This is a genomic window from Sedimentitalea arenosa, from assembly GCF_016428585.1.
Taxonomy (GTDB): Bacteria; Pseudomonadota; Alphaproteobacteria; order Rhodobacterales; family Rhodobacteraceae; genus Sedimentitalea; species Sedimentitalea arenosa.
Window position 1 is genome coordinate 517,345 of record NZ_JAELVR010000001.1, and the last position, 18,683, is coordinate 536,027.

Annotated in this window: 16 protein-coding genes; 8 read left to right on the forward strand and 8 right to left on the reverse strand. The window is 64.4% G+C overall.

Annotated features, from left to right (window positions below; translation table 11 throughout):
* Window positions 1-2: 2 nt before the first annotated feature.
* From JF290_RS02470 to JF290_RS02485, 4 genes are all read left to right on the forward strand, one after another.
* The gene (locus JF290_RS02470; protein ID WP_199023139.1) at window positions 3-383 is read left to right on the forward strand and encodes an RNA-binding S4 domain-containing protein; all 381 of its coding nucleotides are present in this window, start codon (window positions 3-5) and stop codon (window positions 381-383) included.
* Window positions 384-547: 164 nt separating this feature from the next.
* Complete coding sequence (gene fdxA / locus JF290_RS02475) at window positions 548-886, forward strand: ferredoxin FdxA (RefSeq protein ID WP_199023140.1); 339 nt, start codon at window positions 548-550, stop codon at window positions 884-886.
* A 282-nt stretch (window positions 887-1,168) separates the two neighbouring features.
* On the forward strand, window positions 1,169-1,678 hold the full coding sequence (locus tag JF290_RS02480) for a CarD family transcriptional regulator (RefSeq protein WP_199023141.1): 510 nt from the start codon (window positions 1,169-1,171) through the stop codon (window positions 1,676-1,678).
* Window positions 1,679-1,809: 131 nt separating this feature from the next.
* The gene (locus tag JF290_RS02485) at window positions 1,810-3,441 is read left to right on the forward strand and encodes an MFS transporter (protein ID WP_199023142.1); all 1,632 of its coding nucleotides are present in this window, start codon (window positions 1,810-1,812) and stop codon (window positions 3,439-3,441) included.
* Window positions 3,442-3,447: 6 nt separating this feature from the next.
* Here the strand turns inward: JF290_RS02485 and cobS are convergent, their stop codons facing one another.
* Complete coding sequence (cobS, locus tag JF290_RS02490) at window positions 3,448-4,215, reverse strand: adenosylcobinamide-GDP ribazoletransferase (RefSeq protein WP_199023143.1); 768 nt, start codon at window positions 4,213-4,215, stop codon at window positions 3,448-3,450.
* 79 nt (window positions 4,216-4,294) lie between these two features.
* On the opposite strand from cobS, the gene cobT reads away from it, so the two are divergent.
* Window positions 4,295-5,311, forward strand: coding sequence for a nicotinate-nucleotide--dimethylbenzimidazole phosphoribosyltransferase (gene cobT / locus JF290_RS02495; protein ID WP_199023144.1), 1,017 nt, complete (start codon window positions 4,295-4,297; stop codon window positions 5,309-5,311).
* Window positions 5,312-5,320: 9 nt separating this feature from the next.
* Here the strand turns inward: cobT and JF290_RS02500 are convergent, their stop codons facing one another.
* Entirely contained in the window at window positions 5,321-7,198 is a 1,878-nt protein-coding gene (locus JF290_RS02500; RefSeq protein WP_199023145.1) for a monovalent cation:proton antiporter-2 (CPA2) family protein, read from the reverse strand.
* A gap of 33 nt (window positions 7,199-7,231) precedes the next feature.
* Window positions 7,232-7,687, reverse strand: coding sequence for an Lrp/AsnC family transcriptional regulator (locus JF290_RS02505; protein ID WP_199023146.1), 456 nt, complete (start codon window positions 7,685-7,687; stop codon window positions 7,232-7,234).
* 144 nt (window positions 7,688-7,831) lie between these two features.
* Here JF290_RS02505 and hppD point away from each other — a divergent pair, with 144 nt between their 5' ends.
* The gene (hppD, locus tag JF290_RS02510; RefSeq protein ID WP_199023147.1) at window positions 7,832-8,926 is read left to right on the forward strand and encodes a 4-hydroxyphenylpyruvate dioxygenase; all 1,095 of its coding nucleotides are present in this window, start codon (window positions 7,832-7,834) and stop codon (window positions 8,924-8,926) included.
* Between the two features lie 91 nt (window positions 8,927-9,017).
* On the opposite strand, the gene JF290_RS02515 is transcribed toward hppD, so the two are convergent.
* The gene (locus JF290_RS02515) at window positions 9,018-11,393 is read right to left on the reverse strand and encodes a hypothetical protein (protein WP_199023148.1); all 2,376 of its coding nucleotides are present in this window, start codon (window positions 11,391-11,393) and stop codon (window positions 9,018-9,020) included.
* A 144-nt stretch (window positions 11,394-11,537) separates the two neighbouring features.
* On the opposite strand from JF290_RS02515, the gene JF290_RS02520 reads away from it, so the two are divergent.
* On the forward strand, window positions 11,538-12,245 hold the full coding sequence (locus tag JF290_RS02520) for an SIMPL domain-containing protein (RefSeq protein WP_199023149.1): 708 nt from the start codon (window positions 11,538-11,540) through the stop codon (window positions 12,243-12,245).
* 38 nt (window positions 12,246-12,283) lie between these two features.
* On the opposite strand, the gene JF290_RS02525 is transcribed toward JF290_RS02520, so the two are convergent.
* Window positions 12,284-13,576: an O-acetylhomoserine aminocarboxypropyltransferase/cysteine synthase family protein gene (locus JF290_RS02525; RefSeq protein ID WP_199023150.1), complete on the reverse strand. Its 1,293-nt coding sequence runs from the start codon at window positions 13,574-13,576 to the stop codon at window positions 12,284-12,286.
* Window positions 13,577-13,768: 192 nt separating this feature from the next.
* On the opposite strand from JF290_RS02525, the gene JF290_RS02530 reads away from it, so the two are divergent.
* Entirely contained in the window at window positions 13,769-14,371 is a 603-nt protein-coding gene (locus JF290_RS02530) for a hypothetical protein (protein WP_199023151.1), read from the forward strand.
* A 73-nt stretch (window positions 14,372-14,444) separates the two neighbouring features.
* Here the strand turns inward: JF290_RS02530 and JF290_RS02535 are convergent, their stop codons facing one another.
* The 3 genes from JF290_RS02535 to JF290_RS02545 form a co-directional block, all read right to left on the reverse strand.
* Window positions 14,445-15,449, reverse strand: a complete 1,005-nt coding sequence (locus JF290_RS02535) for a hypothetical protein (protein WP_199023152.1) — start codon at window positions 15,447-15,449, stop codon at window positions 14,445-14,447.
* A gap of 150 nt (window positions 15,450-15,599) precedes the next feature.
* On the reverse strand, window positions 15,600-16,553 hold the full coding sequence (locus JF290_RS02540; RefSeq protein WP_199023153.1) for a dihydrodipicolinate synthase family protein: 954 nt from the start codon (window positions 16,551-16,553) through the stop codon (window positions 15,600-15,602).
* Window positions 16,550-18,664 (reverse strand): xanthine dehydrogenase family protein molybdopterin-binding subunit, encoded by a 2,115-nt coding sequence (locus JF290_RS02545; protein WP_199023154.1) that lies wholly within the window; start codon window positions 18,662-18,664, stop codon window positions 16,550-16,552. The genes JF290_RS02540 and JF290_RS02545 overlap by 4 nt, the downstream gene beginning before the upstream one ends.
* Window positions 18,665-18,683: the final 19 nt, after the last annotated feature.

An 18,683-nucleotide genomic window follows, 5' to 3' on the forward strand; every position in this document is an offset into this window, starting at 1 on the left:
GCGTGGCCGAGACGCCACCGGTCAAGCTGCGGCTGGACAAGTGGCTCTGGCAGGCGCGGTTTTTCAAGACCCGCAGCCTTGCCGCCCGCCTAATTTCGGATGGCCATGTGCGATTGAATGGCGCGCGCGTGACCAAGACCGCGCAGGCGGTGGCCGTCGGCGACGTTCTGACCTTTGCGCAGGCCCGCCGGATTCGTGTGATCCAGGTCGCTGCGATCGGCACGCGGCGTGGCCCGGCGAGCGAGGCGCAGGAACTTTATCTCGATCTTTCGCCGCCCGAGGACCGGGCCGAGACGCCTGACCGGGTCGGCGCACGCCCGACGAAGAAGGATCGCCGCGCGGTCGATGCCCTGCGTGCCACCGGTCCGGGCGAGGAGGGGTGAGCAGCCGAGGCGTTCGCGTTTCGCCCGCGATGTCGAAACCGCGTTCCACGCGACGCGCGCGGCAAGGACCGCGCGTCTGTTCTGCCCCTGAGGTCGATTGACGCCTTGAAGAACGGGGTTGGCTGAACTAGCTAATCCTCAACTTCTGACATCGAAAGCGGACCATGACCTATATCGTCAATGACAGCTGCATCGCCTGCAAATACACCGACTGCGTGGAAGTCTGCCCGGTGGATTGTTTTTATGAAGGCGAGAACATGCTGGTGATCCATCCGGACGAATGCATCGATTGCGGAGTCTGCGAACCGGAATGCCCCGCCGATGCTATCCGCCCGGACACAGAGCCCGACATGGACAAGTGGGTCGAATTCAACCGCAAGTATGCCGAGCTTTGGCCGGTGATCATCACCAAGAAGGATCCGCTGCCCGAGGCGGAGGAGCGCGACGGCGAAACCGGCAAGCTCGAGAAGTATTTTTCCGAAGCTCCCGGCGAGGGCGGTTGAGCGATTCGCTCCCGTGCGCGGATGCAGCCCTATTTGCAACGGGCTAAATGACAGGAAATTAACGGTTTTGCGAAGGTTGACCCTAGGTCAGCTTTCGGAAGGCCGTTTTTTGTGGTATGATCTTTTTCGCAAATGAGTTCTTAGACCGAAAACCTCCACGGATGTCGCCCATGCTGACTTGTATGGGGCGGCTCTTTGGTGCCGGACGTTAGCCTGACAGGGCCCAGACCAACCCCGTCGGGACGATTGCCGACTGATCCGGTCGCAAACAAGGAAAACGGAATGACCAAGACCAAGAAGCTCGATTTTCGGCCCAACGAATATGTCGTGTACCCGGCGCATGGCGTCGGACAGATCGTCTCGGTGGAAGAGCAGGAAGTCGCCGGCATCAAGCTCGAACTGTTCGTCATCTCCTTTGAAAAGGACAAGATGACCCTGCGAGTCCCGACCCACAAGGCAAGCGAGATCGGCATGCGGTCGCTCAGCTCTCCGGATGTCATCACGAAGGCGATGACCACGTTGAAGGGCAAGGCCAAGGTCAAGCGGGCCATGTGGTCGCGCCGGGCGCAGGAATACGAGCAGAAGATCAATTCCGGCGACCTGATTGCCATCGCCGAAGTTGTCCGCGACCTGCACCGCACCGACGATCAACGCGAGCAGAGCTACTCCGAGCGCCAGCTCTACGAAGCTGCGCTCGAGCGTCTGACTCGTGAAGTCGCTGCTGTGGGCGGTGGCGACGAGACCCTTGCTGCCCGGCAGGTTGACGACGTGCTGACCTCGCGCGCCGCCTGATCTTTCCGCCCCTCGATTCAGGATTTGGGCCGTGTCTGTACAGGGCGCGGCCTTTTCCGTTTTCTGTAAAGCCCTTTGCCGTTCACGAACTCCGCCTCTAGATTGCGTCGCAAGGACAGAGGATCGCGGACATGGAAGACGGCGTCGCACGGGGATGGTTCGACAGGGTGGTGCTCGATCTCGGGCGCCAGATGCGTTGGACGTTCCTGCCGCCCCTGATGGTCTATTTCTCCTACGGGATCTCGGGCCTCACCGCGATCGTGGGCACTTTCTTCGTCAAGGACTACCTCGGGCTTTCGGCCTCGTTTCTTGCCGGTCTCGCCTTCTGGGCCGGACTGCCCTGGGCGCTCAAGATGCCGCTCGGCCACTTGGTCGACCTGATCTGGCGCTACAAATCGCTGCTGATCTACATCGGCGCCGGACTGATCGGGGCGAGTCTCTTCATCATGTACCTTCTGATCACCGACCCGGTCGGGATGGAGGCGATCCTGCCGATCCCGGCCTGGTACGTGATCAGCGTGATGCTCGCCCCCTGCGGTTATGTTCTGCAGGACGCAGTCGCCGACGCCATGTCGGTCGAAGCGGTGCCGACGCTGGATTCGCATGGTGAAGCGATCCCGGAAGAGCGGTCCAAGGCGATGCACACCACGATGCAGACGCTGGGCCGGTTTGCGCTGATCAGCGGAACGGTCGCGGTGGCGGTTCTGAACATCGTGATGTTCTCCGGTGCCGACCAGTTGGCCGAGGCGGAAAAGGCCGAGGTCTATGCCCGGATCTACATGATCGCGCTGGCGATCCCGCTGATCTCGATCTCAGGCGTCGTTCTGGCGTCGTGGCAACGCCACGGTCTGCGCCGCCGCTTGCAGGATCTGGGAAAAACATCTGACGAGGTCGAAGCCGCGCTCGGCCGCCCGGAGGAGGAGGTCAAGCCGAACCATTGGTATTTCACCGGCGGTCTGATCTTCGTGGCGCTGAGCCTCACCATCGGTCTGTCCGACATCGCTTATGGGCAGGAGATCGTGTTTCTCGGCTCGATGGCGGTGGTGCTGTTCCTCATGCGGCAACTGATCGCGGTGCTCGACCGCGACAAGGCGCGGATGCTCGTGGGAACCGCGATCATCATCTTCGTCTTTCGCGCTGTGCCCTTGCCGGGGCCGGGGGCGACGTGGTTCGAAATCGACGTCTTGAAGTTCGACGAGCAGTTCCTGTCGGTGCTGTCGTTGATCACCGCGGTGCTCACGCTCGTGGGGATCATCCTTTTGCGCCCGATGATGGCGACTCGCCCGATCACCAGCATCGTCATCCTGTTGACCGTTGTCGGCGGGATCCTGTCGCTTCCCAATATCGGGCTCTACTACGGGTTGCACCACTGGACTTCGGCTATGACCGGCGGGGTCGTGGATGCCCGGTTCATCGCCATCATGGACACGATGGTTGAGTCGCCCCTGGGGCAGGTGGCGATGATCCCGATGTTGGCCTGGATCGCGCGCAACGCGCCGCCCCAGCTCAAGGCGACCTTCTTCGCGGTCATGGCCTCGTTCACCAATCTCGCGCTGTCGGCGAGTGCGCTCGGCACCAAGTATGTCAACGAAACCTACACGATCACCCGCGAGGTGCGCGATCGCGCGAGCGACGCCATCACGGTCCCGGCCGATTACTCCCAGTTGGGCTGGTTGTTGATCACTGTCGCGGCGCTCGGTGTGCTGCTGCCACTCGCCACCATTGGTATCGTGCAGCGCTCGCGGCTGCGTACGACCGATTGACTTTGCTCACTCGGGCAGAGCCGCCAGCAGCCCAAGCAGAACGGCGATCTCGGCGAGCTGCTGTGATGCGCCGAGGATGTCGCCAGTCTGTCCGCCGATGCGCGCCCGCGCCAGAAGCGCCAAACCGGCGACCAGTGCCGCGGCGCTCAGCACAGGCGCGATGATCGCCATACCCAGCAGCAGCGCGGCGCTGCCAAGCGCCAGCACGAGCCCTGCCAGAACAGCAGGGCGCGGTGGCGCTCCGACGCTGCGCGACAGCCCATCGGCGCGGGCGTGGGGCAGGGCCGCCATTATCACGGGCATTGCGGCGCGCGACAGCATCGCCGCCGCGATCACAGGGGCCGCGCCGAGCGGTAGAAGCAGCGTCAAGGCGCTCCACCGCAAACCAAGAGACAGGATCAGCGCCAGCACGCCATAGGTGCCGATTGCGCTGTCTTTCATGATTTCAAGCCGCCGTTCCCGGCTCCAGCCGCCCCAAAGCCCATCTGCCGTATCGGCAAGCCCGTCCTCGTGCATCGCTCCGGTCAGCAGGATCTGCACCGCCAGGCACAACCCGGCTGCCACCGTCGCGGGCAGGCCCAACGACAGTGTCCCAAGGCCGACGCTTGCCGCCAAGACACCCGTCACGGCCCCCACCGCCGGGAAGGCCCAGACCGCGCGGGCCTGACTGGCAAAGGCGCTCTGCGGCAGGGACGGCAGGGGCAGTCGTGTCAGCAGCGCCAGCGCCACGGCGACATCCATTGGCACCCGGCGGACAGGGTCGCTTTTTCCCATGACTTGGCTTCTCCGGGGCTTGTGGCGGGCGGTGCGTCGGTTAAACACCGGGGCCTGACGCGATGCAACGAGGCTTTCCATGCTCCCCGACCTGACCGATCTGACGACCCTGCGCCGCCTGCTGTCCGAAGCCCCCGCACCTGACGATGCTGCGCGGCAAGGCGCTTCCGAGCGCAACGGTCAATTGACCAAGCCGCCGGGCGCGCTCGGACGGCTGGAGGATCTGGCAATCTGGTATGCCGGCTGGCGCGGCGATGCCCGTCCCCAGATCGAGTCGCCGCAGGTCATCGTCTTCGCGGGCAATCACGGGGTCACGGCGCAGGGCGTGTCGGCCTTTCCAGCCGAAGTGACGGTGCAGATGGTCGCAAATTTCGAACAGGGCGGCGCGGCGATCAACCAGTTGGCCCGCGCGGCCGGCGCGCGGATGGACGTGCACGCGCTCGATCTCGACAACCCCACCGCCGATTTCACCCAGGCCCCTGCGATGAGCGAGTCCGAATGCCTTTCGGCCTTGCGCAAGGGATGGGAGGCGGTCGACCCCGATTGCGACCTGCTGGTCGTCGGAGAGATGGGGATCGGCAACACCACCTCCGCCGCCGCGATCTGCCATGCGCTGTTTGGTGGATCGGCATCGGACTGGACCGGACGCGGCACAGGGGTCGATGACGCGGGTTTGACGCTCAAGACCGACGTGGTCGCGCGGGGTGTCGCCCTGCATGCGCGCAATCACGCCGATGGGCTCGACATCCTGGCGCGGCTCGGCGGACGGGAACTGGCCGCCATGGCGGGCGCCATCGCGGCGGCTCGGGTGTTGCGCATTCCGGTCCTGCTGGACGGGTTCATCTGCAGCGCCGCTGCCGCCTGTCTCAACGCGGTGTCGCCATCAGCGCTGGATCACGCACTGGCGGGCCACCTGAGCGACGAAGCCGCCCATGCAGCGCTGTTGCAGCAGCTCGGCAAGGAGCCCCTGTTGGCTTTGGGGATGCGGCTCGGCGAAGGGTCGGGCGGGGCGCTTGCGATCAACATCCTGAAGAGTGCGGTCGCCTGCCACAGCGGCATGGCCACTTTTGCCGAGGCCGGTGTCGCCGGCGGCTGAGGCCGGGCTTCAGGCTGGCCGTTTGTCGTCCTCGCTTTCGCGGTTCAGGAGCGCAACTTCCAGCTCCTTTTCCAACTCGCGCGCGCGCGCGATGTAGGCTGCGTTCTCGCGCGCCGGAGTGTTGGGATCCCAGACCTGTGCCAGTTGCTGAACGGCATAGCGGTCATGGGCATAGAAGGTGCGCTCGGCGCTGTCGGCCTCGAATTCGCTCAGCCCGACATTCTCCAGCACGTAGCGCCCGGCGCGCAGGCTGGCGTCGAATGTCTCGCGTACGATGTCGTCGGCCCCGGCGCGGTAGAGGCGGTAGACATGGCTTCGGTCATAGGCACGCGCGATGATGTGCAGGTCAGGCCGTTCCCGCCGTGCATAAGTGACCAACCGTGTCACCGCGTCCGGGTCGTTCATCGCCGCGACCAGCACCCGCGCCTTGGCCAGCCCGGCGGCGTTCAGCAGTTCGGGCCGCGTCGGGTCACCGAGAAAGCTCTTGAAACCGAACCTGCGCATCAACTGGATCGTTTCCATGTTGCTGTCCAGAACCACCGTCTTGAACCCGCTGGCCTGTACCAGGCGATTGACGATCTGGCCGAAACGGCCGATGCCCGCGATGATGACCGGCCCCTGTTCGTCTATGTCATCGGCCTCGTGATGCGCCGCGCTGTCCTTCATCCGGCTCGAGATGAAATCGTAGATGATGAAGAGAAGCGGCGTGATCAGCATCGACAACGCGATGACCAACAGCAGTTTCTCGGACACAGCGGTGGGAATCACGCTCTGCTGCACGGAAAACGCGATCAGCACAAAGCCGAATTCCCCGGCCTGCGCCAAGCTCAGGGTGAACAGCCAGCGATTGCGGCCCTTCAACCCGAAAGCCCGGCCCAGAACGTAGAGGATCACGCCCTTGGCCAGGATCACCAGGAGCGCCAAGCCGATCAGGTCGCCCGGCTCGTCGAAGAACAGCGAGAAATTGATACCCGCGCCGACCGTGATGAAGAACAACCCGAGCAGCAGCCCCTTGAACGGTTCGAGGTCACTTTCCAGCTCGTGCCGGAATTCGCTGTTGGCCAGAACGACCCCGGCGAGGAAGGCACCGAGTGCCGGCGAGAGGCCGACCAGCGTCATCAGGAACGAGATGCCGACCACGATCATCAGTGCGAGCGCCGTGTACATCTCGCGCAGATGCGCGGCGTGGATATAGCGGAACACGGGCCGGGTCAGATAGATGCCGGCCAGCACCACGGCCGCGACCGCCGCGATGGTCACGAGCGTAACGCCCCAGCCCGGCAAGCCTTCGACCAGCGACATCGAGAGGCCGTGCCCGTCTCCATGCTCGCCGACACGGTTTATCGAGCCGTCGGTGTTGATCTTGGCGACCGGGGCCGTCGCCAACAGCGGCAGGAATGCAAGGATCGGGATCACCGCGATGTCCTGTGTGAGCAGGACCGAAAACGCGGAGCGCCCGCCGCTGGTTTGCATCAGGCCCTTCTCGGACAGGGTTTGCAGGACGATCGCGGTCGAGGAGAGCGACAGCGACAGACCGATGGCCAGCGACACAGACCAGCTCTGCCCGGTTGCCATGGCCGCCCCCATCAGCGCGATCGTGCTGACCGCGATCTGAAGCCCGCCAAGCCCGATCAACCGGTGCCGCATGTCCCAGAGTGCCCGCGGGTCCAGTTCCAGACCGATCAGGAACAGCATCATCACGACGCCGAACTCGGCGAAGTGTTGCAGGTCCTGGGTCTCGCTTCCGACCAGTCCCAGCACCGGACCGATTATGATCCCTGCCGCCAGGTAGCCGAGCACCGAGCCCAGCCCCAGCCGTGCCGCGAGCGGCACGGCGATCACCGCGGCGGCAAGATAGATCGAGGCCTGGTAGAGGAATGTTTCCATTCTGGACAATCCTTGTGGAGCGGAGAGAAGGGCTCAGGTCGGCAGCGGCGCGTCGCGTTTCAGTTGATCCATGACGATCTGGCTTTGAACCCGCGCAACCGCAGGGTGGGGCAAGAGCACGTCATGGATCAAGGCATTGAGTGCCGGAAGGTCCTCGCAATAGACGCGGAGAAGGTAGTCTGCCTCTCCCGTCATCGTCCAGACGCTGGTGATTTCGTCCCGCGTGCGCATCAGCCGTGCAAAGCTGCTGGATTGTTCCGGCCCGTGTGTTCCGAGTTGCACCTGGATGAATCCCTGCACCGTCAGGCCCAGGCGCAGCGGGTCGAGCCGAGCAGAATAGCCCTGGATATAGCCATCGGCTTCCAGGCGCTGCCGCCGCCGCCCGGCCTGGCTGGCCGACAGGTTCAGCATCTCGCCGAGCTGTTGCGCGGTCAGGTGCGCGTCCTTCTGCAGGGCGGCCAGCAACCGGGTGTCGATCGAATCCAGCATCCGCGGGAAACTTCCTCATATTCTCTTCCGTGCGCGCGAAACGCGCGTCAACCCGACAGATTTCCAGAAAGAATGCGCAGAAATCGCGCCGAACCACGTCTATATGTAACAGAGCGAACAGTATCGGCAACAGGAGACGTGACCATGGGCCCATTTCCGCATAACGCACCGAAATCCGTCATCAGCGACGAGAATCCGGCGGGGACCGACGGGTTTGAATTCGTGGAATTTGCCCATCCTGAGCCCGAGGAACTGCGCACGCTGTTTGCCCGCATGGGCTATGCGCTGGTCGGGCGGCACAAGACCAAGGCCATCGAATTGTGGCAGCAGGGCGACATCACATATATCCTGAACGCCGAGCCGGACAGCTTTGCCGCGCGCTTCGTGGAGGAGCATGGCCCGTGCGCGCCCGCGATGGGTTGGCGCGTGGTCGACGCACAGCACGCTTTCGAACATGCGGTGTCCAAGGGGGCGGAGCCCTACGAGGGCGACGACAAGACGATGGATGTGCCTGCGATCAAGGGCATCGGCGGGTCGCTTATCTATTTCATCGACCAGTATTACGAGACCAGCCCCTATAACGAGGAATTCGACTGGCTGGAACAGTCCAAGCCGCGCGGCGTGGGATTCTATTACCTCGATCACCTGACCCACAACGTGTTCAAGGGCAACATGGACAAGTGGTTCCGGTTCTACGGCGACCTGTTCAACTTCAGGGAAATCCGCTTCTTCGATATCGAGGGCAAGTTCACCGGTCTGTTCAGCCGCGCGCTGACCTCTCCCTGCGGTCGGATCCGCATCCCGATCAACGAGGACCGTGGCGAGACCGGTCAGATCGTCGCCTATCTCAAGAAGTACAATGGCGAGGGTATCCAGCACATCGCCGTCGGAACCGATGACATCTACGACAGCACCGATGCGATTTCCGAAAAGGGCATCAAGTTCATGCCTGGACCGCCCGACGCCTATTACGCGCTCAGCAAGGAGCGGGTCGCCGGCCATGACGAACCGTTGGACCGGATGAAGAAGCACGGCATCCTGATCGATGGAGAGGGCGTAGTCGATGGGGGCGAGACCAAGATCTTGTTGCAGATCTTCAGCAAGACGGTGATCGGTCCGATCTTCTTCGAATTCATCCAGCGAAAGGGCGATGACGGGTTCGGCGAGGGCAACTTCAAGGCGCTGTTTGAGAGCATCGAGCAGGAGCAGATCGACTCCGGTGAGCTGAAGGCCAGCTGATTCCGAGGTAGGGAGGGCAGGGCCGAACAGGCCCTGCAAGGGAGAGCGCCGCGGAGCCATCGGGCTGCCGCGGCGTTTTTCCGTTGTGGATCTAGCTGCTGGGTATCTTCAGCGTCATGTTGCGCCCGCCCTTCTGGTAGCGCAGTTCGCTGTCGCCGATCGCGACGATACGGCCGCCATCCACGTTGTCGCCGACCTGCACTTTCTTGTAGCGGCCGCTGGGCAAGCGTATCAGCGCGCGGCGGTTCGACGGCGTGCCATAGACGCCGATCAGGTTGATCTGGCGCAGGTTGATCGCGTTGTTCACCGTGGCCTGGCGCGCGACCGAGGCCGATGACGGGATGCGCGGTGCGACGGTGCGCGGTGCCACCGTCGCCGTTGCGGCGCTGGCGACCTGTTCGGACGGGCCCGAGCTACGCTGACGGGCCTGTGCCACCTTGGCCCCGAAATTGGAGGGCCGTCCTTTCGGAGTACGTGAGACGACGATGGCTTGCGCCGTCGGGGTTTCGTCCTGCTCGGCCTCACGTTTGACGGTTTCCGGACGCAGCTTGGGGCGAAGCCCGGCCAGTTCGGAGCGGGTCAATCCGCCGAGCTGGCTGCGTTCGGTCAATTCGGCCAGGTTCTCCGGGCGCGTTTGCGGGCGGAACGCCGCGAGGCGGTCACGCTGCGCATCGATCTCGGCCTCGGGGTTGGTTTCGAAACGCGTCGGCGTTTCGGGGGGCACGACCGGCGGGCGCCCGAGAAACACCAGCACCCCGTCCGGGTTCAGCGCGCCTTCGGTGCTGGGGCGGACCAGCCCGCGCTCGTCGAGGTCGAAGGCGGTGCCCGCTTCGGCGGGAGACGCGACCGATGCGGGCGACTGGTCTGTGTCGAGCTGTGCGACCGGGGGCAGGGCGACCGCGTCGGTCGAAAGATCGCGGCGGTCGATCGACACGTCGTAGAGCTCGTTCAACTCGGCACCCTCATGGGGCTGAGGCGCCTCGGGAGCACGCGACCAGATTCCCGTCGCGGCATAGAGCGACTCCTCGTCCATCGCGGCCTGGGACTCGGGCGCGTCGATCTCCGCGTCGGGCTCTGGCGCGATCTCGGTTTCGGCTCCGGGCAGCAGCGCCGTACGGTCGTCCGCGTCGTCGGGGGCCGCCACACCGGGCGCAACGTCCGCTTCCGATCCGGCATCGGTCATGTCGGGTGCAGTGGTCAGAACTTCGGGGGCCTGGATCGTCGGGGGCGCGACGGTGGCTGTCTCTTCGGGCGCGCCACCGAACAAGGCCGAGATGCGGTCATCCATGAACAGGGCCGACCAGGCGGCGACCGCGGCGAGGAAGATCAGCAGCCCGATGGTCAGGTAGAGCCCGAGATGACGTGGTTTGCCGCCGACCTCGGGCTTTTCCCGCGCCCCGAAAATCGTCATCCGGTCGCTTTCGGTCTCCGTTTCGAATGTCTGCGGCGGCGGTGCGGGCACAACGTTCTTCGTCGCGCGCGCGCTTTTTGGGGCACTGGTTTCGCGCGGCTTGCGGCGGCTGAGGAACCTCGCAGCAAAGGACGGTTCCGGGTCTGTCTGCTTGTCGACCTTGGGACTGTCCGCGACCGGGCTCGCCAGGGGAGAGCCTGGCGTGGTCTTTGCGGTTTCGGCGTCGTCCGGCTCCTGCGGCGTCAGGGTCTTCAGCACCGGGGGCGGATCGTCGCGCCGTGCTCCGGCTAGGGGCGGCGCGATGCCGGAGTCGTCTGGCTTGCGTCGGCGGCTTGCAAATCCGGCCGAAGGTTCGGGTGTCACCTCCTGTTCCGGATCGGGCGCGTCGGAAAGCGGAGCTTCCTCGGGTTGATCGGGCGTGTTATCGGCGATCGCCGAGTCCGGGTCGGACTTGTCGTCTGTGAGGGTCTCCTGTGTTTCGACCGGCGGTTCCGAGGCGGGCCCATCCGGCGCAGGCGCGGTCTCCGTCGCTGGGCCGATGATCTCGATCGGGTCGTCGCCGCGGTCGATCAAAGCGGCATCGCCAATGACGTCGAAGACCGGCTCGCCCTTGAACATCGCTTCTTCGGGCATGGCGACGAAGCTGACCGGTTCGAATCCGTGGGTGCGCGCGAAGGACTCGGCTTCTTGCAGCGTCTCGCGTGCGACTGCGGCGATATGGGTGTCGCCGTCCGCGTGCGACAGGTCGAAGGCTAGGTCGGCCACATCATAGGGGGTCGCGCCCTCCAGGGCCGCGCGGGCCATTTCGCGCCGAGTCTCGCCGAGGAACGACCCCGTCTGGATGGTGAGATAGCGAATCTGATCGTTCGGGATCACGATCTTGCAGCGCACCGGCTCGCCCGCCAGATCGACGGCATGCGCGCGCAGGGCCTCGATTTCGGCGGTCAGATCCGCGACGTCCAGGGTGACCTCGCCGATAATGCGCCAGCCGTCCACTGCGCGATGCAGCAGGGTGATGCCTTGAAAGGACAGGGACAGCGCGAAATTTGGTTTCATTCAGCCGGGTTCGAAACAGAGCGCAAACATGCGCGAAGTCTAATGCAGCCGTTCACCAAGGGAAAGCGAAAGACAAATTCATGCCTTGCCGATCTGGGTCGCCGACGAGCACAGTGCAGAGACATGATCGAGAGGAGCAGGAATATGGGTCTGAAACCACGTGATTTGCTGGCCAGTGCACTGATAAGTCTGGCCCTTGCGGCCCCGGCATGGGCCGATTCCGATGAGCGGCGTATTGCCGTTACGGGCGAGGGCCGCGTCGAAGCGGTGCCCGACATGGCGAGCGTGACGTTGGGTGTGACCAACGAGGCGGAGGAGGCCGGGGATGCGATGCAGGCCACGTCCGACGCGGTGTGGCGAATCCTCGATCGCCTGACAGAAATGGGACTGGAATCGCGCGACGTTCAGACCAGCCGCTTCGCGCTCTCCCCGGTCTGGTCGAGACGGACGGAGTCAGACAGCGATCGACCGCGCATCACCGGCTTTACTGCCAGCAACATGGTCATGGTTCGGGTTCGGGATCTCGACCGACTGGGCGCGCTGCTGGATGCGGTCGTTTCCGATGGGGCCAACGATTTCAATGGCCTGTCCTTTGGAGTTCAGGAGTCGGATGCACTCCAAGACGAGGCGCTGGCCGCTGCGGTCGCCGACGCGACGAAGAAAGCGCGACTGCTGACGGACGCCGCTGGTGTGACGCTTGGTCCGGTGGTCTCGATCACCGAGCAGGGCAGCGGCGCACCGCGCCCGATGATGATGGAGATGGCTGCCGCGCGCGACTCAGGTGCACCGGTCGCCGCCGGCGAGGTCACTCTGTCGGCCTCGGTCTCGATGGTTTTCGCCATCGAAGACTGACGGTCGGGGGCCGCGAGGAAGCGGCCCCATCCATTGGGTCAGCTGCTGGCCTTGGCCAGCGCCTGGTCGAGATCGGCGATAAGATCATACGCGTCCTCGATCCCGATCGAGATTCGCACCATGTTCGGTCCCGCGCCAGCGGCTTCCTGCTGCTCGGGCGTCAACTGACGGTGCGTGGTGCTGGCGGAATGGATCACCAGCGACCGCGTGTCGCCCAGGTTGGCGACGTGGCTGAAGATTTCCAGCGCATTCACCAGTTTGACGCAGGCATCATAGCCGCCCTTGACCGCGAAGGTGAACAGACCGCCCGCGCCCTTGGGGCAGATCGTCTTGACGCGGTCGAAATAGGGAGAGGACTCCAGCCCGGCATACGTCACGGACTCGACTCGCGGATCGCTTTCGAGCCAGGTCGCCACCTTTTCGGCGTTCTCGACATGGCGCTGCATCCGCAGGCTCAGCGTTTCGATACCCATCAGCGTGTAGTGCGCCGCCTGCGGATTCATGGTCATCCCGAGGTCACGCAGGCCGATGGCGATCCCGTGGAATGTGAAGGCGAGGGGGCCGAAAGTCTCGTGGAATTTCAGACCGTGATAGGCGGGTTCCGGCGCGCTCAGAGAGGGAAACTTGTCGTTCGCGGACCAGTCGAACTTGCCCGAATCCACGATGCAGCCGCCGGTGACGGTTCCGTTTCCGGTCAGGTACTTGGTGGTCGAATGCACGACCAGGGTCGCGCCGTGTTCAATCGGGCGGCAGAGGTAAGGGGTGGCGCTCGTGTTGTCGACGATCAGCGGAATGCCGGCGGCATCCGCGATGCCCGCAATCGCGTCCAGATCGGTGATGTAACCGCCGGGATTGGCGATGGATTCACAGAACACGGCGCGCGTGTTGTCGTCGATCGCCGCCTTGACCGCATCGAGATCGTCGAAATCGACGAACTTGGCTGACCAACCGAACCGCTTGATGGTCTGGCTGAACTGCGTGACGGTGCCGCCATAGAGCCGTGTCGAGGCGACGATGTTCATGCCGGGCTGCATCAGCGCGAACAGCGCCATGATCTGAGCGGCATGGCCCGACGAACAGCAAACCGCGCCGACGCCACCTTCGAGCGTCGCAAGTCTTTCCTGCAGCACGGCGACCGTCGGGTTGGTCAGACGCGAATAGATATAGCCGACTTCCTGCAGGTTGAAGAGTGCGGCGGCGTGATCGGCATCCCGGAACACGTAGGCCGTCGTCTGGTAGATCGGCGTTTGCCGCGCGCCGGTCGCCGGATCGGGGCGGGCCCCGGCATGGATCTGAAGCGTGTCAAAGCCGTAGGTGGGGCCATCGGTCATGGTTTGTCTCTCCCAAAGGTTATCGGTTTCGCCAAGACCTATGCGATTGGCCCGTGGCTGACAACTGCGTGCATCATCGGCGGCGCGTTGACACGAAATCTAAACGTTTTGCTCGCATGCATTGTTTGCAACTATGTTGACAGATAGTCGTGATCAACATACAAGAAACCTATGTTATAAAAGGAGGCCAACATGGCCAGAAAGCCAAAGAAAACAGGTTCCGCAGCACCTGAAGTCGCGGACGAACAGGGCGGCGCGGCGGCACCGAGCCGTCGGCAGGAGAAGCGTCAGCGGATCGCCGAAGCCAACAAGATGACGTTCATCTTGGAAACCGAAGTGCGCAAGTTCATGGCCGCGGAAGCCAAGGCCGCCGGCATGGACCTGGCGCCCTATCTGCAGAAGGTGGTCGAAAACCACGTCATGGCCAATGCCCCGGCGGGCGACCCGCTGGCCGAGCGGCTGCGCGCAAAACGGGCGGTGCTGGACTATGCTGTCGACCTGGCGCGCAAGACCGATGAAGAGGGTGCGTTCGATGAGCATTTCATCGGCAATGTCTTGAAAAAGGCGGCGCAGGACGAGACCTTCACACGGCTTTACGCGCAGGCCACCAGCACAAATGACGAGAATCCCAAGCGTGCCGCCCGTGCACGGGCACCGTTGAATCAGCAGCTGGGACGCCTGATCAAGCGTGCCGCCGGCGCGAGGAGCAAGCGCGACGAAAGCGGCAAGATCATGCGGGCGCAGGTGCAGGGCGAAATCCTCAGCACCTATACGCTGCTCGACAAGGCCGCCTGAGGCCGACCTGTAGTCATCGAACTCGGAAAGGGGTCGCCGTCACTCGGCGACCCATTCTTTCTTCGGGGCGGTTTCAGCGGATCCAGTAGCCCGCCGCCTTGATCCGGTTGCGGATCGCCTGCTCGCGTCTCGGCAGGGCCGAGCGGTCGAACATCGCCCGCAGTTTCGCGCCGCGTCCCTGATAGACCAACCGCCGGATCGGCTCGTGCTGCTTCAGCACCTTCTTGATCCAGTTCGGCGCCGCGACGGTTTCGAGCGTCTGCACGACATGATCGCTCTCGCGCGCATAGAGCAAAGGGAAGAGTCGGTAATGACAGGTTGTCTCGCCGTCGATCCATCCCGGCGGCATCGCGTCGCGTCCGCCGCCCATCGCCTGAACGACCAGCGGCAGGGCGATCTGGTCGAGCCAGGGGTAGAGCGTCTGCCCCACAAGTTCCGGCGGTGGATCGTCACGGATCGACGTGGCATAGTCGTGGAACAGCCGCCCGAACTTGCGCGGGCAGGGCCCGTGGAAGTAACCGGCGTTGAAATAGAGATAGCGCCGCCAATGCCCCTCGGGCTGGGTGAGGTCGAGGCTGGCGTTGAAGTCCAGGCCGAACCGATCGTAGAGCGCCTTCCAGATCTGCCCATACCCAGGGCCGTAGAGCGTCGGTTGCGGCCAGGTGCCCTCGCAGCGGGCCGAAGCGCAGGGCCTGTCGAAATCGAAGGGCACGCGCATCAGATCGCCGGTCACCAGCGTGTCCGTGTCGAAGAACACGAAGGGTTCACCCTCGGGCAGCAGGGTCAACGCCTCGATCTTGTTGCCTTGCGGATAGGACTCGCCAAAGACACGAGAGTCGAAGGGAAGAACCTCGGCCTGAAGTCTGGCGAGCGCGGCCAGCACCTCTTGATTGTGTATGGTGGGGTCCTTGGTCCAGAGCGGGCCGTGCGCCGGCATCGCCACGATCAGCCGTCCCTTGAAGTCTGGTGACATGTGGCGCAGCGACGCCGCGAACAGAAGTGCTTCGTATTGCAGCCGTCCAGTCTGCGCGACGATCAGGACGTTGAACGGTTGGCGCGCGGCCGGGTTGTCTGCCATGGTCTCCCCAGATCGGGCTTGCCTGCAGCTCTACTATAGGCTGCGCTTGCGATCCCCAAAACCCGTGAAATGCAGGGGGCGCTCGATGATCGGTGCAGGTCAGGCGGGCCCACTTTCGAAAATGGACCCAAAGGCAGGCTCCCTGCTTTCCTAGATCTTCAGGCCGCAGTTCTCGAACGCCTCGCGGGTACGCTCCTTTTCCGCATCGGTCAATTGCAGAAGCGGCGGGCGAACCGGGCCGCCGACTTGCCCCAATAGCTCCTGCCAGTACTTGCCATGTGCCTGCGGCTTGCCGCCGGGACGCGAGGCCTTGAAGGCGTCGCGCACCGGCTGCAGGCTGGCCGACACGGCGCGTGCCTCGTCGAAACGGCCCTCGAAGGCCAGGCGGGTGTATTCGTTCATCCGCTGGTCGACCTTGCTCTGGATCTGGTAGGGCGGCGAGGAACACAGATAGAGTTTCCAGCCCAGTTCGACGATGTTGTCGAGCCATTCGGCCTCGGCCGCGGTCGAGACATGGATCTTGTCGCCGACAAGATGGGTCAGGCGCACATACATGTCGCGCGGGACCGAATACTTGATCGCAACGATGTTGGGCAATTCCGCCACCCGCGCGCAAAGCTCGGGCGACATCAGGTAGCCGCTGTCCGGATGGCTCCACATCGCGATGCCGATGTCGACCTGGTCGCAGATCGTCTTGTAGTAATTGTAGACGGTGTCGTCCGGGTCGGTGACGAAGTGCAGCATCGGAGCATGGACCACGATATAGTCCGCGCCGCACGCTTGCGCATGCTTCGCCAGTTCGATCACGGTGTCGAAATTCTGGTCCGAGCAGGACATGATCGTACCGGCCTTGCCGTCGCATTCCTCGACCGCGATCTCGAAATTGCGTTTCCGCTCGGTCACCGACATCGAGAAGAACTCGCCCTGCTTGCCGGCAATGAACAGGCCCTGGATGGCCAGGTCATCGATCCAGTGGCGAATGTTGGCCCGCAGGCCGGCCTCGTTCAGCGAGAAATCGGCGTTGAACGGGTTGAGGGCGGCGGCCCAGATGCCGCGCATGTGATCGCGGGCGTGGTCCTTGGCGTCGAGTCGGCTGTACTTCATGATGTCTGTCCTGTTCCGGCGGTCTGCATGGCCTGCCAGACCTTGCAGGGGGTGAGTGGCATGGTCAAATCGGTCACGCCCACGGGGCGCAGGGCGTCGATTGCCGCGTTCAGCAGCGCTGCGGGGGCCACAATCGTGCCGGCCTCGCCGACACCCTTGGCCCCCAGCAGGTTCATTGGCGAAGCTGACTGGCGGCTCTGCAGGTCGATGGGTGGCAGGTCAGTGGCGCGCGGCATGGCGTAGTCCATGAACGAACCGGTCAAAAGTTGTCCGTCGGCGTCGAAATGCACCTCCTCCAGCAGCGCCTCGCCCAGACCCTGCGCGAGCCCGCCGAAGATCTGACCGCGCACCAGGGCAGGATTGATCACGGTGCCGGTATCATCGAGGACGGAGATCCGGTGGGGCGTGATCCGCCCGGTGTCGCGGTCCACGGTGAGCGCGGCGAGACACAGACCAAAGCCCCAAGCCTGGCCTTCGGCCTCGTAGCGGGTGTCGACCGTGATTGGATAAGGCGCGCCCTTTGCGCGCAAGGCCAGTGCCTTGGCGCAGGCCTCCTGCACCGCGCTGCCGCCGATGGCGGTGCTGCGGCTGGCCAGCGCCCCGATCCCTTCGGGGCAGGTGCCGGTGTCGCCGTATCGCACGGTGATCGCCGACACCGGCAGGTCGAGCGCATCAGCCGCGATCTGGGCGAACGCGGTGCGGCGCCACTGGCCCTGCGCGCTGGACCCGCTGTCAATGGCGGCGCGATCTTCATGCAGCGTCACGCGCGCGCTTTCCCACCCTTCACCCGAGGGTTCGACATAGAAGGCGACACCGACGCCGGCCAGATCACCGTCCGCGCGCCGGGCATCGCGCCATGCGCGCATCTCGTTTGCCGTGCCGCTGTCCAGAAGATCCTGCACGGCGGCGGGATAGTCACCGCTGTCCAGCAGGTTGCCGGTGCCTGTGCGATGCGGCAGTCGATCGGGCGCAAGCAGGTTCCGGCGGCGCAACTCCAAAGGGTCGATCCCGGTGACGCGCGCGGCTTCGTCCACCAGCCGTTCCATCAGGGCATTGGCCTCGGGCCGACCGGCTCCGCGATAGATGCCGCGTGGCGGTTGGGCGGTCAGCCGGGCCGTGGTCGCGACGTCGAGATCCGCGATGTCATAGGCGCAGGGCAGCACCCGGGCGGCGTTCCAGGCCGGAATCAGGCCACTGTTGGGCACCCAGTGTCCGAGAGGGGCTTCGATCTCGGCCTTCAGCCCGAGAAATCGCCCGGTGTCGCTCACCGCCAACTCGCCCCGGCTGGTCAGGCCGCGCCCGTGGGTGGCCGACAGAAACTCTTCCGACCGGGTGGCGCACCACGTCACGTTGCGCTGGTGCCGGAAGGCGGCCCAGACCGCCAGCACCTCTTCGGGATAGATCGAGCCCTTCATGCCGAAGGCGCCACCGACATCCGGTGCGATCACGCGCAGCCGGTCGGGGGACAGGTCGAGAATTTTGGCCAACGCGCTGCGGGTACGGTGTGGGGTCTGGGTGGATTGCCAGATCGTGACCGATTCCGTCTCGGGCGCATAGCGTACGGCGATGCTGCGGGGTTCGAGCGGCGAGGGTGCAAGCACCGGATGCGTGATCGTCACGGACACCACATGGCAGGCTGCTGCAAAGGCGGCGTCGGGGTCGCCGGCGCGCCAGCGGCGTTCTGCGAGCGGGCCGGCCTCTGCGGCGGGCGAGTCTTCATGATCAAGCGGGATCAGATCGGCGGCGTCCAATGCCTGATCTGCTGTATCCGCGAGGATCGCCGCGACGGGCTGACCCACGGCATCGATCCGATCGTGGGCCAGAACGGGGAAATCGGGCATTCGATCCAGCGGCAGAACCGGGTTGATCGGCAGGCGGCCCAGTTCGGCAACGTCCGCGCCGGTGTGGATCGCGGCGATGCCCGGCATCGCGCGCGCGCCCGAAAGATCGCCGATGGAAAGGCGAGAGGCCGCGACCGGGCTGCGCAGGATGTGCAGCACCAGTGCGTCCGGCAGGGCGATGTCGCCGGTGAACTGACCGGCACCGCGCAGCAGTGCAGTGCCTTCGCGGCTGGGCACCGATTGCCCTATGTTGGGTGTCCTGTCTGACATGAAGCCCCCGTTCAGCACC